This window comes from Saccharicrinis fermentans DSM 9555 = JCM 21142 (genome assembly GCF_000517085.1).
In the GTDB taxonomy this organism is placed as follows: Bacteria; Bacteroidota; Bacteroidia; order Bacteroidales; family Marinilabiliaceae; genus Saccharicrinis; species Saccharicrinis fermentans.
In genome coordinates this window covers 5656185-5674301 of sequence record NZ_KI912107.1, presented here as the reverse complement: position 1 = coordinate 5674301, position 18117 = coordinate 5656185, and the positions used below count along the sequence as shown (strand labels likewise).

Annotated in this window: 10 protein-coding genes; 9 read left to right on the top strand and 1 reads right to left on the bottom strand. The window is 38.5% G+C overall.

Annotation, left to right across the window (positions count from 1 at the left end; genetic code table 11):
• Positions 1 to 3: 3 nt before the first annotated feature.
• From CYTFE_RS0123180 to CYTFE_RS0123140, 9 genes are all read left to right on the top strand, one after another.
• On the top strand, positions 4 to 2991 hold the full coding sequence (locus tag CYTFE_RS0123180; RefSeq protein WP_027473773.1) for a SusC/RagA family TonB-linked outer membrane protein: 2988 nt from the start codon (positions 4 to 6) through the stop codon (positions 2989 to 2991).
• An 11-nt stretch (positions 2992 to 3002) separates the two neighbouring features.
• The gene (locus tag CYTFE_RS0123175; RefSeq protein ID WP_027473772.1) at positions 3003 to 4763 is read left to right on the top strand and encodes a RagB/SusD family nutrient uptake outer membrane protein; all 1761 of its coding nucleotides are present in this window, start codon (positions 3003 to 3005) and stop codon (positions 4761 to 4763) included.
• Between the two features lie 96 nt (positions 4764 to 4859).
• Complete coding sequence (locus tag CYTFE_RS0123170) at positions 4860 to 5735, top strand: DUF1735 domain-containing protein (RefSeq protein ID WP_027473771.1); 876 nt, start codon at positions 4860 to 4862, stop codon at positions 5733 to 5735.
• Between the two features lie 130 nt (positions 5736 to 5865).
• Positions 5866 to 6648, top strand: a complete 783-nt coding sequence (locus tag CYTFE_RS27890) for a sialate O-acetylesterase (protein WP_044212924.1) — start codon at positions 5866 to 5868, stop codon at positions 6646 to 6648.
• Positions 6649 to 6736: 88 nt separating this feature from the next.
• Positions 6737 to 9730 carry a CBM96 family carbohydrate-binding protein gene (locus tag CYTFE_RS0123160; RefSeq protein WP_027473770.1) on the top strand — a complete coding sequence of 998 codons (2994 nt, stop codon included), beginning with the start codon at positions 6737 to 6739 and terminating at the stop codon, positions 9728 to 9730.
• Between the two features lie 29 nt (positions 9731 to 9759).
• A complete protein-coding gene (locus tag CYTFE_RS0123155) occupies positions 9760 to 12453 on the top strand; it encodes a glycoside hydrolase family 2 TIM barrel-domain containing protein (protein ID WP_027473769.1) in 2694 nt (897 codons plus the stop codon).
• A gap of 341 nt (positions 12454 to 12794) precedes the next feature.
• On the top strand, positions 12795 to 15032 hold the full coding sequence (locus CYTFE_RS0123150; RefSeq protein WP_027473768.1) for a hypothetical protein: 2238 nt from the start codon (positions 12795 to 12797) through the stop codon (positions 15030 to 15032).
• A 465-nt stretch (positions 15033 to 15497) separates the two neighbouring features.
• Entirely contained in the window at positions 15498 to 16505 is a 1008-nt protein-coding gene (locus tag CYTFE_RS0123145) for an IS110 family RNA-guided transposase (RefSeq protein ID WP_044262557.1), read from the top strand.
• Between the two features lie 23 nt (positions 16506 to 16528).
• Complete coding sequence (locus CYTFE_RS0123140) at positions 16529 to 17689, top strand: hypothetical protein (RefSeq protein WP_027473767.1); 1161 nt, start codon at positions 16529 to 16531, stop codon at positions 17687 to 17689.
• Between the two features lie 163 nt (positions 17690 to 17852).
• Here the strand turns inward: CYTFE_RS0123140 and CYTFE_RS31355 are convergent, their stop codons facing one another.
• Positions 17853 to 18092: a toxin-antitoxin system HicB family antitoxin gene (locus tag CYTFE_RS31355; RefSeq protein ID WP_081736075.1), complete on the bottom strand. Its 240-nt coding sequence runs from the start codon at positions 18090 to 18092 to the stop codon at positions 17853 to 17855.
• Between the last annotated feature and the right edge of the window lie 25 nt (positions 18093 to 18117).

Genomic DNA, 18117 nt, shown 5'->3' with positions numbered 1-18117 from the left:
GCTATGAACAAGAAAAAAAACATATTACTACTTATCATTTTGCTTGGGGGCTTCTTATTGAGTCCAACACACGCTCAAAATAGTAAAAAAAGATCCACTTCCTTCACCAGCGGCTTGGTGGTGGACGACGCAGGAAAACCTGTATCAAACCTATTACTCACCGCTTATAAGAGCAGAAAAACGACCGTAACAGATCAAAATGGTCAGTTTGAAATAGAAGTTGAATTAGATGATTTTCTGGCTGTTCATGCCGAAGGATATAAGAACGCAAGTCACCCTGTACACCTTGGAAAATTACCAAACGACACATTAATCATACAACGAACTTCTTTTTTTAACGAAAAAGAAAAGGTAGCTATCCCTTTTGCACAGATTCCTTCCAGTCGTTCCACAGGAAGCGTTATTAAGGTAAGTGGAGATCAACTGGAAAAACATCCCAGCGGAATTTTCACAGAAGCTTTATGCGGACTGATACCCGGCTTAATGATCAAACAAACTTCCAGTAGACCCGGATACGAGGGGTTCAGCATCACCTATCATGGCCATGGCGTAGAAATATTGGTGGACGGTCTGCCTCAATCTTCACAAGTGAGTCTTCGGGAAATTGATGAAGTGATATTTATGAGAGGAGCTTCTGCAACAGCATTTATGGGCGATTTAGGGGCAAACGGTTTAATTTTAATTAAAACCAAAAGAGGAATAAGTGGAACCCGGGAAATGAGTTTCGAATATGAATACGGATCTGGAACACCCACTGTATTAGGCGAGTTTCTTCCTTCATATGACTATGCCAACGCAATTAACAAAGCCTGGTTAAATGATGGCCACTCTCAAGCTTTCTATAGTGAAGAGGCTCTAAGTGCCTATGAAAAGGGTTCCGATCCTATACGATATCCTGATGTTGACTATTTTGATACGTTTTTAAGAAACCATGTCATACGCCATCAATTTAACGCACAAGCATCTGGTGGAACAAAAGACAGCCGCTACTTTTTGAACATTGCCTACAACAATTTAGAAGGATTGGAAAAACTGTCAGAAAAAAGGTATTGCGACGATTTATCCTTTCGTTCGAATATCGATTTGAATCTATCCAACGCTATTATTTTAGATGCCGCACTAACCGGAACTTATCAAAAACAAAGAACTCCACAGTATGCCACCGGAAGTATGTTTGGCGTGATGAGTTCCTATGCTCCTAATGCATTTCCTTTAATGTTAGGTGACTCAATCTATATTACGAATCAAGACCTAGGTACAAACCTGATGTTTGAACTTAGTGAAGGAGGCTATATTGAACAAACAGACATGCGCATGGCATTCAACACAGGCTTATCCATTGATATGGATAAAATAGTAAAAGGACTGTCTTTTAAAACCCGCGGAAGCATCGATCTCTGGAATCAAATGTCAGTTGATATGGATCATTCATCAGATGAATATGAATTACTTTTCACCACCTCTGAAAATAGGAATGACACAATGCTGATCCATCAAACTTCGGTAGGAACCACCCAATTAAGTCCTTCTGATAACGGAGAAAGTGTATATAGAAAATATAATTCATATAGCATTTTTAGTTACACACATGCCTTCGACCAACATGCCATCTCGAGTGACTTAGCCTATTATTACAACTCCTACGAAATGGAAGGTCGACTAAATATTAACACACGGCAAATGTTAAACTGGAGAGCAAACTATTCACTATCGGATAAATACGCAATAGAAACAATATTGTCCTATGTAGGTACCAACATGTTAGACAATAAACGGTATAAATTATTTCCAACAGTAGGCGCCTCTTGGATCGTTAGCAACGAAAACTTTCTGAAAAGAAGTGATCAAATTGATTATCTAAAAATTCGTGGTTCTTACGGTCAACAAGGCTATATAAACGCTAGTAACTACTATACCTTCCTTGATCGTTGGGGCAGTGACGGAACCATTCGATTTGGCACCTATCCTACGAATAACAAAACAACTACAACATACGAGAAAAAACAAACAGGAAATCCGAATTTAGATTGGCCGGTGAAAAAGACCTTTAACATAGGTGCAGATGCCATATTTCTTAAGCGCTCATTAGCCGTTCAAATGGACTATTTTTATTCCAAAACAACAGGAATGTTTGATTACTATCAATACCCTTCCATGGCAGGAGGCGCTGCATTTACTTCTTACTACAATTTAGAAGAGGTTAGTGCAAACAGTATAGAATTAGGCATTACCTATAACGACGCTATCGGTGATTTACACTATAGCATGGGAATCAATGGAGCCTACTTTGTAGAAACAAATGAACTACTTAGCGAGCCTCAATATACAGATACTTACCGCATGCGAGAAGGAACTCCTACGGATGCTATTTATGGATTGGACGCAGATGGTCTATTCGTTAGTAATGAAGATGCGCTGGCTTCCAACCAAAATTTTGGAACGACCTACGCTGGTGATATTCGTTATTTGGATCATAACTCCGATGGGAAAGTAGACGAAAATGACGTACATGAGATTGGCAACTCCGACCCTCGTTTTATATATGGAATACAGCTCAATTTACGCTATAAAGGATTTAGTATATATGCTAATGCAAACGGTTTAGCTGGCTATGACATTAACCTAAACGGCGATAATTTTTATCAACCAGAAGGATTTGAGTCCCGATCAACACTCATAAATAAGGATCTTCCCAATGGAAACGTGATGCCTCGCTCAACCATCATGGGTAGTTCGAATAACGATCGAAATTCTACTTATTGGTTAGTAAATGGAGGGTTTTTCCGACTTAAAAATGTGGAATTAGCCTATACCATACCTTCGAGTAAACTAAGCAATTCGTTTTTAAGCAGTACAAAATTTTATGTGCGTGGAAAAAACCTATTAACCATTTCATCTCTAGAAGATCGGGATCCGGAAATGATGAGCGGGGGTTATACTGATTATCCTATGTTCAAAGAGTTATCTGCAGGTGTAATTCTAAAATTTTAAACTATACTGTAATGAAACAATTAAATATAAAAACAATACCCACAAAAATATGGACCGCTTTTACCTTTCTGTTTATCATTTCAGGTTGTTCTGACACATTAGACCCCTTAGAAAGAGGATGGGTAGACGACGAACAACTATGGAAGAATATCAGTTATACACACGCCGTATTAGATCAGGTATATGATAACATCCAGGATGATTGGGTGGATCAAATAGGAATTAGTAATGACTATTATACAGATAATGCAGTCCATAACTCCACTGAATCTATTTATGCAACAGGAGGTGGTAGTTCTTCTTACTATCCCATAGGAGAATGGAGCTTTGCCTATACCAATATACTTCAAATCAATTACTATCTCGAAAATGGACTTGATGTACATTTCACAGGTAGTGATGATGAATTAGACAGCATTGCTAAAGCCAGGTATTATGGTGAAGCTCATTTCCTAAGGGCATGGAACGAATCACTTTTGTTAAAGGAATATGCAGGCCCTGTGGATGCTGCTGGCCAACAAATAATGGGATATCCAATTGTAAAAAAAGTGTATGAAAACGATGAATATGCTAACCTAACTCGCAATACCTATGACGAATGCGTACAGTCCATTATTGACGATTTAGATACCGCCTATATATACCTACCTCAAAGCTACTTAAACGGCATAAGCGTATATGATGAAGAATTTCGTCATGGAAGAGCCACACAAAAAGCAGCCCTAGCACTGAAAGCCAGAGTGCTACTATACGCAGCGAGCGAAGCATATAATCCAACGAATAACAACCAAAAATGGATAGATGCGGCCATTGCTGCTTACAGAGCCATTCAGGAAGATGGAGGGTTTCAGACTCTGGAAGCCTATGGAGAGTTTGATCATACAGCAAGCGAAGATCACTATTGGAGAACAGGATATTCAGCCAGCTCGAGCACACTCGAAAACACTCACTTCCCCCCTTCTCGTTACGGCAAAGGGGAATGTAATCCTTCACAGAATTTAATTGACGCCTTCCCCATGGCCAACGGCTTGCCTGCAGATCTCAATGACCCTAACTACATAAGCAATCCTTATGAAGGCAGAGATGCGCGTTTTTATCACTTCATTGCTTACAACGGTGATCCCATGTTTGGAAACTTTGACCCAGTAGAGACTTTTGTGGACGGAGCCGATTACAACGGTGTGCTGCGAAACAATGCTACCAGAACCGGGTATTATATGAAACGATTCCTTAGCAATATTGCTGTTGGTAACGACCCCCGTAAACTCGACGGAGAAACAACCTCTTCTCAAAAATTTGCCGTACTTCTGGATCGAGAAGAGCTTTACCTAAACTTCGCTGAAGCGGTTAATGAAATAGCTGGTAGCGACCCTAAAACTGCTTTAAATGAGTGGGGCATCAACCATTCAGCCATGGATGCCTTACTAGCCATTAGAAATAGAGAAGGACTCGATAATGTAGACAACACCGAACTTACTAACAGTATTAATACCCAAGAACAATTTAGGGAATACATTAGAAATGAACGTAGAATTGAATTGTGTTTCCGTGGACATCGTTATTGGGATTTGAGACGCTGGAAAATCCCCATCGAAACAATCAATAATACCGTTCAGGGTGTGATGATAATCAAAAATGAAGCGTCTGGATCATTCACTTACCAAACAATTGATATTGAGGCTAGAAACTACGAATCCAATACCTATTACGGCCCAATACCTTATAGCGAAATAGCCAAGTCTAATCGTTTGGTTCAAAATTTCGGATGGTAAAAAAAAGAAGTAAAGCGCCCTGCCTCAAACTTTCTGAAACAGAGAATTTAGATAAAGGGCAAATTTTAAATGAGCAATAAACTAATACACAAGAATATGAAATATATAAATTTTAAATATCATATCCTCTTTGCGCTGATACTCATTGTGTCAGCTTGTAAATACGATGACTTTGTAGAAGATTATGAATATTGTGCCATCTATTTTGCCAATGAAACCATCGACAGAAGTATTATAGTAGATGAATATAATTATATTCAGGTAGGTGTAGTTCTAGGTGGAAAAATAGCCAATAACAAAGAGGAGTGGGTAAGCTATCACCTTAATCCGGATACAGCAACTAGCTTAGGATACACTATATTACCTGAAGCGTATTATACAATTACAAATTCATTGGAAGAAAAAGATGCCAACACCTTCTATATTCCCAAGGGAGATATGATGGGATTGATCAAAGTAACACTGACAGATGACTTTTTAAATGATACAATAGCACTATCCGGACAATATGCGCTAGGTTTTGAATTAGACAACAACACATCGGCCGATACCATACTGTCGGATAAAAACGTTACGATTATTACCTTTAAGTATATCAGCTCTCAGGAAGGAGTTTATTATCATTCTGGAATAGCAACCGCAACGGATACTTCTATTATTCACAATGAAAAAACATGGGACTTAACTACAGTAGGGGTTGGAGAAACACTACTGGAAACCTCAGGATGGGCAGGGTATACCGGAGGCGATTATAAGGCCCTGATCAAAATTAACGAAGATCATTCTGTAAATCTACTGCCCATAGATGGAGCATTTGATTTTACTGACTCTGGAGAGAGCACCTATGACCCCGAAACTCGTACCTTTTACTTGAAATACAATTATATTGATGACAATAGAGAATATCACTCTGTTGACACCCTAAAATTTAGAAATAGGGAGGTAGACGGTATTAATCAGTGGGATATATAAGTGGAAAAATCAGGAGGTAATACGCTTTGCTATTATCTCCTGTATTATAATGTAATGGAGCCTCAGGCTTATTACTGCCTAACTTCATTTTGAACATGATACAAAATCCGGCTTGAAAACAATTCAGACAATGAAAATCTACAAATTAATTATCTCATTTAGCATTATAGTACTAAGCCTTACCAGTTGTAAGAGCTTATCCAAAACAAGCACACAAAAAAAAGCAGCGCATTTAGATATTTATTTACTCATCGGTCAGTCGAACATGGCAGGCAGAGCTCCCTTCAAAGAGCATGATAAAGACACCCTTAAAAATGTATTCTTATATACAGGAAACGATTCCATCCTCTGGGAAAAAGCAGCCAATCCTCTCAACAAATACTCAACAATTAGAAAAAATATAAGCATGCAAAAAATGGGGCCTGGCTATACATTCGCTCAAACAATGGCTTCCCAAAGTAAAAACCCAATAGGCTTAGTCGTCAATGCCAAAGGAGGTTCAAACATCCAATCATGGGCACCTGGAACTACCTTCTACAACGAAGCAGTAAGAAGAACAAAAGAAGCTTTAAAACAAGGCCAGTTAAAAGGTATCATTTGGCACCAAGGAGAAGCCAACGCATCAAAATACAAACAATATATCCCTCAAATTATCGCTTTAATCCAAGCCCTACGCAAAGATTTTAATCAACCCAACCTACCATTTGTTGCCGGACAGCTGTCTGAAGATAAAATAAACAGAAAAAACTTCAATCAAATGATACTGACCTTGCCCGGTAAAATTAAAAATGTAGGAATAGCAACAAGCGAAAACATGACAACCATTGACCAAACGCATTTTAACAGCGCCAGTCAGCGTATATTGGGCAAGCGGTACGCGGCCGAAATGTTGAGACTATTGTCTATACAATAAATCAACCATGCAACCAATACTGCACAAAACAGCAGATCCACTATGAGGGCATAGTTGCGGTTTACTTTTATCTAACAATACCGATACAATGAAAAAATATACACGCTTAAAACACAAAGTCATTTATTTGATGAGCATCATGTTACTACTAAGCACCTTCATTCCTGCACAAATCATACTATCCCCTTCGCACGATGCTTACATTCAAGGTGGTGACAATTCAAATATCAACTATGGTTCAGAAACACTTATCCGCACAAAGGGAAGTGATAACGAAAATTTTTGCAGAAAAGGTTTATTACAGTTTGATTTATCATCATTAACTTCGGTTAGTTCTGCCATATTAAAAATATATGTAAGCAATGCAAACCCCTACTCCATTACAGCCTATCAAACGACCGATGACTGGGATGAAAACACGGTAACATGGAATTCTGCTCCTTCTCTTGGAGACGCTATTTCTACTACCACTATCTCCAACGAATATATTTATTACGAATGGGATGTTACATCTTTTATACAGGAACAATTGTTATCCGATGCAAAAGCAAGTATTTACCTTGTAGAAGCCAGCCTTTCTAAAAAAAACATTGACTTTAATAGTAAAGAAGCAGGACCCAACATGCCTGAATTGGTCATCTCAGAAGAGGAAATAAATTACGCCTCACTTCCTGCCCTCATGGATGCCCAAACATATTATTGGGGATCCCAAAAGTATATCGCCAATTATGGATCCGAAACTAACTTGAAAATTAAGCTAGATGGCTTATCGAAAGCCAGTGCAGATGCTTACTTAATGTTTGACATCAGTGATATAACAACTCCTCGCCAATCGGTGCTATTAAAAATGTTTGCAAATACAGTCCTACGTAATACGTTAGTTTCAATCTATGGTGTCAATGATAAGGAAACATGGGATGAGGCTAGTATCACCGGAAAAAATAAACCCATCGGCAATGAACGCATTGGGGTTTATCCATTGTCAGGCGAAGGCCTTGTTACCTTTGACATTACGGACCATTTTAATAAGGCAATTGCTAATAATCAGCAAAGCCTTACCCTTGTGCTCAAAGAAAATGAAGGTACTTCTGTGGCCTTTAATTCCAGTGAAGCAGCCACTAACCAGCCTGAAATACTATATGCAGAACAAACAAGCCCTTATCCCACCTCTACTACCCTACCTATATACGGAACATTCTATATTGACAACGAGGAGGGCAATGATGATAACGATGGTACGTCTGAAGACACGGCCTGGAAAAACATTTCAAAACTGAGTAAACTTAGCCTTGATGCCGGATCACGTATTTTACTCAAACGAGGATGCACGTGGGAACGACAAATGCTTTCCTTCAAAGGATCCGGAACAGAAGATAAGCCCATTGTAATTGACGCATACGGAAGCGGAACTAAGCCTTGTCTAAAAGGGAATGGGGCACTGTACAATGTCATCTATTTATTTAACCAGGAATACATCGAGATATCAAACCTGGATATACAAAACCAAGGCGCAACACTGGACAATCTCAGACGAGGTATTTATGTTTTAGCTGATAATTTCGGAGTGGTCCATCATCTAGAGTTTAAACAGATTGATTTTTCGAATATTAACGGAAGCGATGGACGCGTTAGCGGAACATATGGAAATTCAGATGATGAAAAACGTTCCAGTGGAATATTGATAGAGGTCAGAGGCGATGATATCCAAACCTATTACGACGGCTTGGTGATTGATCAGTGCTCATTTTATGAAATATCCAACACTGGTATTGCCAACTCTTCACATTGGACGCAAATGAATAGCGACTCAGACTGGGATTCTAATAATAGTGAAGGCACCTCAAATGCGCATTATGTGCATAATTTTGTACCCAATAAAAATGTATGGATCAAACGAAACCGTTTCGAAAATATAAATTCCCAGGGGCTCATTGTTAGAACAGCCGAAAACCCCATCATGGAATACAACCTCTTCTATTATTGCTCATTGGGCGATGGCTCAGACAATGCCTGTTTTAATTCTAAAACCACGAATGCTATCTGGCGATACAACGAATCCTGTTATACCCAGTGGGTAGAAGGACAAGGCGATGGTGCTGGTATTGATTCTGACATCCGCACAAAAAACACAATCATCGAATACAATTATTGTCATCACAATCAATATGGTGGCATCATAACAACAGGAGGAAGATTCGACGATTCATTCAATGACAACACCATAATCAGATACAACATACTAATCAATAACGGTCATAATAGTATTCGCCTATGCAACAACAACACCCATACTAAAATATACAACAACCTGGTATATTATGATGATGCCAGCGAAATAAACAGACTTATATTTCAACATTTACATAACGATACCCAATCAGGCCCTACCGACACCTATGTAAACAATAACATTTTCTATACCTCTAATAATAATGGACGATTTATGGCCGATGTGGAGTGGACAGACAGTAGGGTACAACGATGCAATTATTCCAATAATTTATTTTATGGCATCTATACTGATGATCCATATCCTGCTGATCCCCATAAAATCATAACCGATCCTCTTTTTGTAGATGCAACAGTACCTCCCCAGCAAACTGGTGGTTATATTCTACTAAACAAAGAAGGAATTCCAACGGGCGAAATAAATCCTGCTTTTTTAAGTGGCTTTACCCTAAGCGATGAATCTCCTGCGATTGATGCCGGCATATGGGATGATAACACAGCTAACGCATCGGTCGATTTTAACAAGCTATCCATCCCTCTGGGAACTTCTATTGAAATAGGACCTTTTGAGCACAAACCTTCTTCTTACACCAAAACAACGGAACTTAATGATGAACCAAATTCCATCCTGATCTATCCGATCCCTTCTAAAAACAAAACTATCGTGAACTGTCAATACCCCATGGATTACATTTCAATATACACCATAACCGGCCATGAAATTAAACACATCAACAAAATCAAAACAAACGATTACACCTTGGACTTACAGAGTTTTTCCAGTGGCATATACCTTATCAAAATTAAAGATACAAGGGGAACCTTAAGTACTGGAAAAATAATCGTAAAATAATTCGTAACACAATCTCAATTAACCTCAATATGAACAAACAAATATTTACTTTATTCCTTATATATATTCTTTTTTGTGGAGCAAATACCTTGGCACAATATAGTTCCCGTACAAAACAATCGATAAACGAAGACTGGAAGTTTTGTGGTACTCACATTGAAGGAGGGGAAGCTATTGAACTAAACGATTCTACTTGGACCAACATTACTATACCTCACACATGGAATAAACTAGATGCCATTGACGAGACAAAGGGCTATAGCAGAAAGGTATGTTGGTATAGAAAAACATTATTCATACCCAAAGAGAATGCCAAGGCTCATAGCTACTTGCTATTTGAAGGTGTCAACCAAATTGCAGATATATATGTCAATGGACAATGGGTAGGACAGCACAAAGGAGGATATACACAATTTAATTTTGAAATAACCCCATATATTGGGTATGATCGGAAAAATATCATTGCTATTAAAGTAGATAATCGCCACAATAAAGATATCCCTCCACTATCGGCTGACTTTACCTTTTGGGGTGGGATATATCGCGATGTATTCTTGGTACAAACCAACGATTTACATTTCAACAACAGCAATTATGCATCTGATGGTGTTTTTATCACCACCCCAAAAGTTGCCAAAGACAAGGCGAGTGTAAATATCCGGAGTCTGGTAACCAATCAATCCGCCACAAAACGCCCAATAAAGATGACTTACTCCATTGTTGACCAACAGGGACAAACCATCATTACAGCGAACAAGCAAGTAAACATTGAAAAAAAGGAGACCAAAGAAATCGTGATGAATCATATCGAGATTAAATCACCCAAATTATGGTCGCCACAATCTCCTTATCTATACACGGCAATCACCCAAATAATAGATGTAAAAACAGGTAGTACGCTGGATGAATCAGTGCTTCCTTTAGGTTTTAGATGGTTCGAATTCACTGCCGACAAAGGATTCTTTTTAAATGGACAACATCTAAAATTAATCGGCACCAATCGACATCAAGATTATTTGAGGATGGGAAATGCTCTTCCTGACGAGATGCATATCCGGGATATTAAGTTATTAAAAAAAATGGGTGCTAACTTCCTTCGCATAGCCCATTACCCACAAGATCCTACTATATTGGAGATGTGTGACAAATTGGGTATTATTGCTTCTGTTGAAATCCCTATTATCGACAAAATAACAGAAACACAAGCGTTCACCGATAACTGCCTTTATATGGCGCGTGAAATGATAAACCAAAACTTTAACCATCCTTCAGTGATCATATGGGCTTATATGAACGAAGTATTGTTACGTCCTCCCTTTAAAAAAGACAAAGAAAAACACGTAAAATACCTCCATCATGTTACACAACTTGCACAGAAAATAGAAGATGTTATTAGAACCGAAGATCCATCCCGATACACCATGATTCCTAATCATGGCGCTTTTGATACCTATAACAGTGCAAAACTCACTCAAATACCCATGATAGTAGGATGGAACCTCTATCAAGGATGGTATGGTGGTCAATTGGATGGTTTTGATAAATATCTGGATAGACACAAAAATGAATTACCCAACAAACCTGTCATCGTAACTGAATATGGTGCAGATGTACATACCCGTTTGCATTCCTTTCATCCTGAAAGGTTTGATTATACAGTAGAGTATGGAAACATGTATCACGAACACTACCTAAATACTATTCTAAAACGAGATTTTGTGGCGGGAGCTAATATCTGGAACCTGGCCGACTTTTATTCTGCGTTCCGTGGCAATGCCCGTCCTGCAGTAAACTGCAAAGGAATTGTTGGTTTAGACAGAGAATTAAAAGACTCCTACCTCTTATACAAGACAGCATTGCATGCTGAAACCGTTTTAGAAATAGGACAAAAGGAATGGAAAATACGTGGTGGTATAGCTCGTGAGGATGGAGACTACTGCATACAACCGGTAAATGTATATTCTAATTCAAAAGAAGTGGAACTATTTGCTAATGGTAAGAGCATGGGAAAAAGAAAAGTAAACGCCTACAAAGCGTCATGGGATATTCCTTTTGTAAATGGTGATAATCTACTGGAAGCGGTTTGTATTGAGAACGGAATAAAGTATCGCGACAGAAATATGATTGATTTTAGACTCGCTCCCTTAAAGCCTAAGAGCAGATCCCTTCCATTTACTGAAATAAATATATTATTGGGTTCAAAAAGATATTTCGAAGACAGACTCCTGGATATCATCTGGATTCCGGAAAAAGAATACCAAAAGGGAAGCTGGGGGTATATAGGGGGAACTCCATACCGAAAAAAAACAAAGTATGGCAGTTTCCCTTGTGCTGACATAAATATTAAAGATACCGACAAGGACCCCATATTCCAATCACAACGAGTAGGTTTAGATGCTGTTAAATTTGATGTACCTAATGGTAAATATACCCTATCCTTACTTTGGGCAGAACTGGTATCGGATATATATCATGAAAAATTAGCCTACAATTTAGGCCATGAGATTATTAAGGAAGAAGTCACCAACAGAATATTCAATATAACCATAAATGGAGAGACCGTTGAAAACAATCTAAATATCGCAGAAAAATACGGAGCAGAAAGAGCAATCACGAAAAAATATGAGATAACTGTTTCCGATGGAAAAGGGATAAACATCGAGTTTGAAGCGGTTTCGGGAAATCCCATTCTGAATGCCTTGAGATTGTATAAAATTCAGTAGGCCTATATAAAGGCAATCACATTATCTTTGTACAACATCAATAAAAACCAATGATTGTATTTTTTGTATACCAGCCTTTATCGTAGTTTCACATTATTCAAATAATAAAATGAGAGAAAAAGATAACGGCTGTTTAATGATCACTTTTTATGAATTTATTTAATCATACAGCAATGCCAATAGTAGCATGTACACTTTGCCTCTTTTTTGCATACTCTATTGCAACTTGGGCAAACAATGAGTCTTCTTATTTAACAGAATATAAGACATCATTCTGGCAGCCGCATCCCTATCTGCCTAACACTAATAGCTCCGGAAACAATAATATACATTCGTTCTGCATGCGAAAAGACGACACTTCCATGGGTTCAGATATCTTTACTGACAAGAAACATGGTAAGCTTACTTATGGCCATATTGTGGATACAACCGACTATGCATATTGGAGAGAATTAGCTAACAAATCACCCCTATTTGCTGCCATGAAAGCCAGTGCTCTTCATAATACCAGCACCGAGACATGTGATGTAATGGGAGCTAATGCCCTGGCTTACATTCTTGATCCGGCCAATAAAACCCGGTACATCGACCAAATACGGAACAAACTGGATACCCGCATCACAACCATGAACATCGCACCAAACGCCTCAGGCTCATCTGTACGCTCCCATGAGCTCTTTTTTACCCTGCTAGCACTGGATGTTATCCGCCACGACCTAGAGGCCGAGATTCTGGCCAAATACGATTCTATCGTGAAAAGCAAAATCATGCAATTGGTAATAGGCCGTTGGGATCCACATGGCTGGGCCATGAGAATGTTATATTACAAATTCACAGGAGATAAAGATAATTTTTTGACTGCAAAAGCTCAATGGGAAAACGGTTTAGCAGAACACTACATGCCAGGAGACGGTGTTTCACCCGCTGGCAACGGATATTGTGTACAGCGATGGAACAGTATTGAACGTTCGGCAAAAAACACCATGTTGGATATCATGGAGTATATGGGGTACCATGAGTATTACACAAACCCGGGAATCATAGGTCTCAAAGAATTTATATACGGTTATGCAGTATCACCATTTGGCAGAATTATCTTATATGGCGATTCCCGCGACACGGAAGCCCAGAAAGCATGGCATGTAAGAGGCGATACTATTTTATCACCACATATTGTTTCGGCTGCACGATTTTCTCCTGAGGCCTATAAGTACGCCATGTGGGTATTACGAGAAGGAGCCAACATCAACAAACCTACACTTATTGGCTATTTAAGCAATTACATCATCATGGCAGGTACAGCGGCTGGAAATAAGCCCCTAAAATTTGATTCCAATGATGCAAAACTAGCTCCCAGTAGACTGTTTAAAAATTATGCAGCGCTGATTACTGACGAACAATCCAGAGATGCACTGTACTTAAGTATGTTAAACTTAACAGGTAATACAGAGTATCATACCCATTACGAGACCAACGCTTTAGCCATGGCTGGATATGGAGAGATATTATTGCGCAATGCCGGCTACGATGGGCCTAACAATGATATTAACATAGACGGAGTAAAGGCCACATTCGACTTTATCCATTCAAACTCTGAATCGTCCAATACTTTGATGATAAATGGAGAAAGACACACCACAAAGACTGGAGATGGAATCACCGAAGGATTTATTGGACAAGATGTTGAATATTTTAGAGGTACCAGCTCAACAGCCATTGACGGAACACACTTTAGAGATGGTATTTTTGTACAGCCATCGAACGGTGCAAATGGATATTTCATTGTAATGGATCATGTGACGAGCAACAGCCCCAAAGGAACTGTCAATGTGATATGGCATCCCAATTCATCCAATATAAGGGTAATAAAAAACGAAACTGAATATTTTTCTGAAATAAAAGTTGAAGATGGTGCTGATGGCCCTCGCATATACACTAAAAATAAAGCTACCTTGACGACCCTACTGGCTACACCTCCATCTTCCGTCGAAATAAAAAGAACTGCAAATCAAGCGCGGTCGGGATATGCGTATGCTGCTGATTACATTTACGCTAACTACCATATTATTGACAATAAGGCTAACATCCTTACTGTTCTTTTTCCGGCAGATAAAAGACACCCAACAGCCCACATGACCAGAATTACGTCTGAGGATTATACGGGTAGTGAAATCACACAAAAAAAAGTGGTTGATGTAGCCCTCACTTCCAGCGGTACATCGGCTAATCATTACGACTCTAAATACTTCCAGGGAGAAGATATCTTATTCAGAACTGTTTCTGGAAAATTTACTTCTTACTTCACGAAAGGCACTTTCTTTTATAACAAGCAAAAAATAAAAATTGGTTTTGAAGCGGATCAGACCATAACACTTTACATGAATCATCATGAAAATAATACTGGCATGCGTGGAATAATTAATTCTGAGGGAGCAAAGGTGACTTTTTATTACCCAGCACTATCTACCGTGAAATTAAATGGAGATACAGCTAGAGTAGTGACATCCGGTCCCAATTGGATACAGGTCAATATCCCATCTGGCCATATAAGCATTGAATTAATATCACAAGAGAAATGATACTTAACACCCGAATAAACTTAGATCTTAAAGAACGTTTATTCAACTACTTGTTTAGATGAAATATAGCAGCGCTATGGCAAATTGAAACAAGTAAGCTGGAAACTTGACGGGCAGCAATTTAATGTCAATAAGCCTTTCTAATACTTTTTGCGCGTTAAAAGATGAAAAGGCCTATTTTTAAGATATGTACACGACTGCTAAATTATATCGACCATTGAAAAATAAATTTAATCATATCGTTAGTTTGTGGTACGTAAAATATTATTAGAAATGAATAAGAAATAATACCCTTATATTGGTTAAAAAGCTCCATCTGCTGCGTTAACTTTATTAAACAGATAGATTGAATCTAAGTTTCATATTAAGAACAGCAGATTATTGAGTAAAAGCCAGAGAGTATTTAGGGCAGAACCCACTATCACGATGTTAGCCACTCAATACGGAGCATAAAACAAAATGTTTATGCAAGTATATGGAATTGATTTATCAATGGAAAAGTTTGATGTAAACTTTATTGACAAGAATGGAAAAGAAAAGAAGAAACAAGTGAAGAACAGACTAAGTGCCATATCAAAGTTCTTAGAGAACGTATCAGAAGATGCCGTATTGTGTGTTGAGCATACAGGTTCCTATGGAGACTTATTGGTTTATTTATGCAACCAGTTAGGAATAGATATAGCCTTGATACCGGGTTATACCATAAAGCATAGCCTAGGTATGATAAAGGGAAAGTCTGATGATATAGATGCCGCTAGAATACGAGAATATGGAGAGCGATTCTTTGATAAGTTAAAATACAAGCAGTACGATTCAGAAGAGATAGTTGAATTGAAAAGTTTGTATACACTGCGTTCTCAATTAGTGAAGGCAAGAAAGGTTTTAAGAACAGGAGAGCACGGTCGTTCCAATGTGCCCATACAAAGCGTAAGTGCACATAAATATGCAGATAAAGCTATATTCAATTTAAACAAAGAGATAGAAGAAGTAGAAAGTGAAATAGAAGCTATAATAACGGCAAACAATGAACTGAACGACAATTATGAACTAGTTGTCAGCGTAAAAGGAATAGGGCCTGTTATAGCCACGGATTTGATTATTAAAACAGGGAACTTTCTTGTGATTGACACCGCTCGAAAGGCATCTTCATATGTGGGGATTTGCCCTTTCCCCAATGCGTCAGGAAAGATGGTCGGCAAAGCAAAAATAAGCCCGTTTGGAGATCGAAAACTAAAGGCTCTCCTTTATATGGGTGCTAAGTCTGCTGTCAAGCACAATAAAGAATATAGGCTGTATTACGAAAAGAAAAAGTTAGAGGGCAAACCTCATTATTTAATTATGAATAATGTGTCAAATAAAATGTTGAGAACAATTTATAGCGTTGTAAAAAATAAAACGCCTTACAGTCAAGATTACATATGTCTTGACCCGAGAGAGAAAAATATTAATAGCTCCACTGAAATAGTGGCTTAAAAATTTGTAATTAATTAGAGTATATGAAAAAAATAATATACAATATCATAATCATTCTACTGACTAGCATAACACTTCAGGCACAATCCAAGGTAACATATGAAGTTATCAGGGATGAAAATTCACAACCTATCATTACGCAAGAAATGTTTACTGCGGCTGGCATTCCTGAAGAAGGGGAAAATATAAATGGCCCCTCCGTGATTCGCATTCCGGAATGGATAACTCCTGAAAACAGAACAGCTCCAGAAGCAAAATACTACTTATACTTTGCGCATCACCACGGCAGCTATATTCGAATGGCGTGGGCCGCCACCTTAAAAGGGCCATGGCATCTATACCAGATGGGAGCAGATGTTGCAATAGGTAAACGGGGGGTATTGGATTTGGGCAACGATGTGATTAAACTTGAAAATGGTATCACCATCCCCAACAACCACCTAGCCTCTCCGGATGTTGTAGTAGATAATAAAAATCAACAAATCATTCTTTATTTTCATAGCGGATCATCTACCTATGTTCATGATAAAAGGGTGAAAAAACAACTAAGCTATGTCTCAACTTCAAAGTATGGGTTGAATTTTCGTGCACATATCCAGCCTGTTTTTCTCGGTTCATCCTACTTTAGGGTATTCACCTATCAACATAACATATTTGCCTTATCTAACTCAGGCACTCCCTACAAAGCTCCCAATACGGCAAAACCATGGTCTGCGCCAGAGGACTTTGATTTTTCTGTTCCTTTATGGCAATCACACCCCAACAATCCTTTTAGACACGACATCGTCAATGATGGCATTACATCAGGACTACGCGTACGGCACACAAGTGTCAGAGTTTATGGAGATGAGTTACATGTTTTTTACAGTAGACTGGGAGATACACCTGAGAGAATCCAGATGTCAACCATTGATCTAAGTGTTGGCAACTGGTTAAAATGGGACGCGAGCTATCCTCCCACAGAGCTCTTTAGTGCTGCTCCAGGATGGGAAGGTGGTCAATACACCCCAACTCCATCTAAAACATCCACTGCCCCAGAAAATGTAAATCAACTACGCGACCCCTATTTTTTTGAAGATAGCAATGGTTTGTTGTATTTGTTTTATACCGGATGTGGTGAGAATGCCATTGGTTATGTGCGACTAATATGCCACGATCCGTCTCTTAAAAACAAGCAAAAATAAAAAGCAAAATACAATGTACTGCATGTGCATGAGACAAAAAGCATCACGGAAAAAATTACAGAAGGGCTGGCGTAGGGGGTAATAAATAAAAAACAGAGAGAATGCCGCTTTTTCTGCGGCATGGCTGGGTTTTATTTGCTGTGGAATGTGGTGGTTTGTGGGATTAAATTGGGTTTCCTGTTTCTCTAAAGATTCTTTCACGGATAGATTCTGCAACAAAATTGTTTAATGACATTTTATCTTCCATTGCTAACAAGGCTGCACGCTGATGAAGCTTTGGTGATAATCTTACATTAAAACTTCCTTTAAAACCAAAGTAATCTAAGAGCTTAACCATTTCATCGTAATGAAAATCAGATGACATAGCCAAAAGTCTGGCTATTAGTTTTTCTTTCTTACTCATACGCAAAAGCAACTATATTTAGTTG

What these genes read in the sequence shown, in the direction of transcription:
- CYTFE_RS0123180 (WP_027473773.1), top strand. Translation starts at nt 4, where the DNA reads ATGAACAAGAAAAAAAACATATTACTACTTATCATTTTGCTTGGGGGC.
- CYTFE_RS0123175 (WP_027473772.1), top strand. Translation starts at nt 3,003, where the DNA reads ATGAAACAATTAAATATAAAAACAATACCCACAAAAATATGGACCGCT.
- CYTFE_RS0123170 (WP_027473771.1), top strand. Translation starts at nt 4,860, where the DNA reads ATGAAATATATAAATTTTAAATATCATATCCTCTTTGCGCTGATACTC.
- CYTFE_RS27890 (WP_044212924.1), top strand. Translation starts at nt 5,866, where the DNA reads ATGAAAATCTACAAATTAATTATCTCATTTAGCATTATAGTACTAAGC.
- CYTFE_RS0123160 (WP_027473770.1), top strand. Translation starts at nt 6,737, where the DNA reads ATGAAAAAATATACACGCTTAAAACACAAAGTCATTTATTTGATGAGC.
- CYTFE_RS0123155 (WP_027473769.1), top strand. Translation starts at nt 9,760, where the DNA reads ATGAACAAACAAATATTTACTTTATTCCTTATATATATTCTTTTTTGT.
- CYTFE_RS0123150 (WP_027473768.1), top strand. Translation starts at nt 12,795, where the DNA reads ATGCGAAAAGACGACACTTCCATGGGTTCAGATATCTTTACTGACAAG.
- CYTFE_RS0123145 (WP_044262557.1), top strand. Translation starts at nt 15,498, where the DNA reads ATGCAAGTATATGGAATTGATTTATCAATGGAAAAGTTTGATGTAAAC.
- CYTFE_RS0123140 (WP_027473767.1), top strand. Translation starts at nt 16,529, where the DNA reads ATGAAAAAAATAATATACAATATCATAATCATTCTACTGACTAGCATA.
- CYTFE_RS31355 (WP_081736075.1), bottom strand. Translation starts at nt 18,092, where the DNA reads ATGAGTAAGAAAGAAAAACTAATAGCCAGACTTTTGGCTATGTCATCT.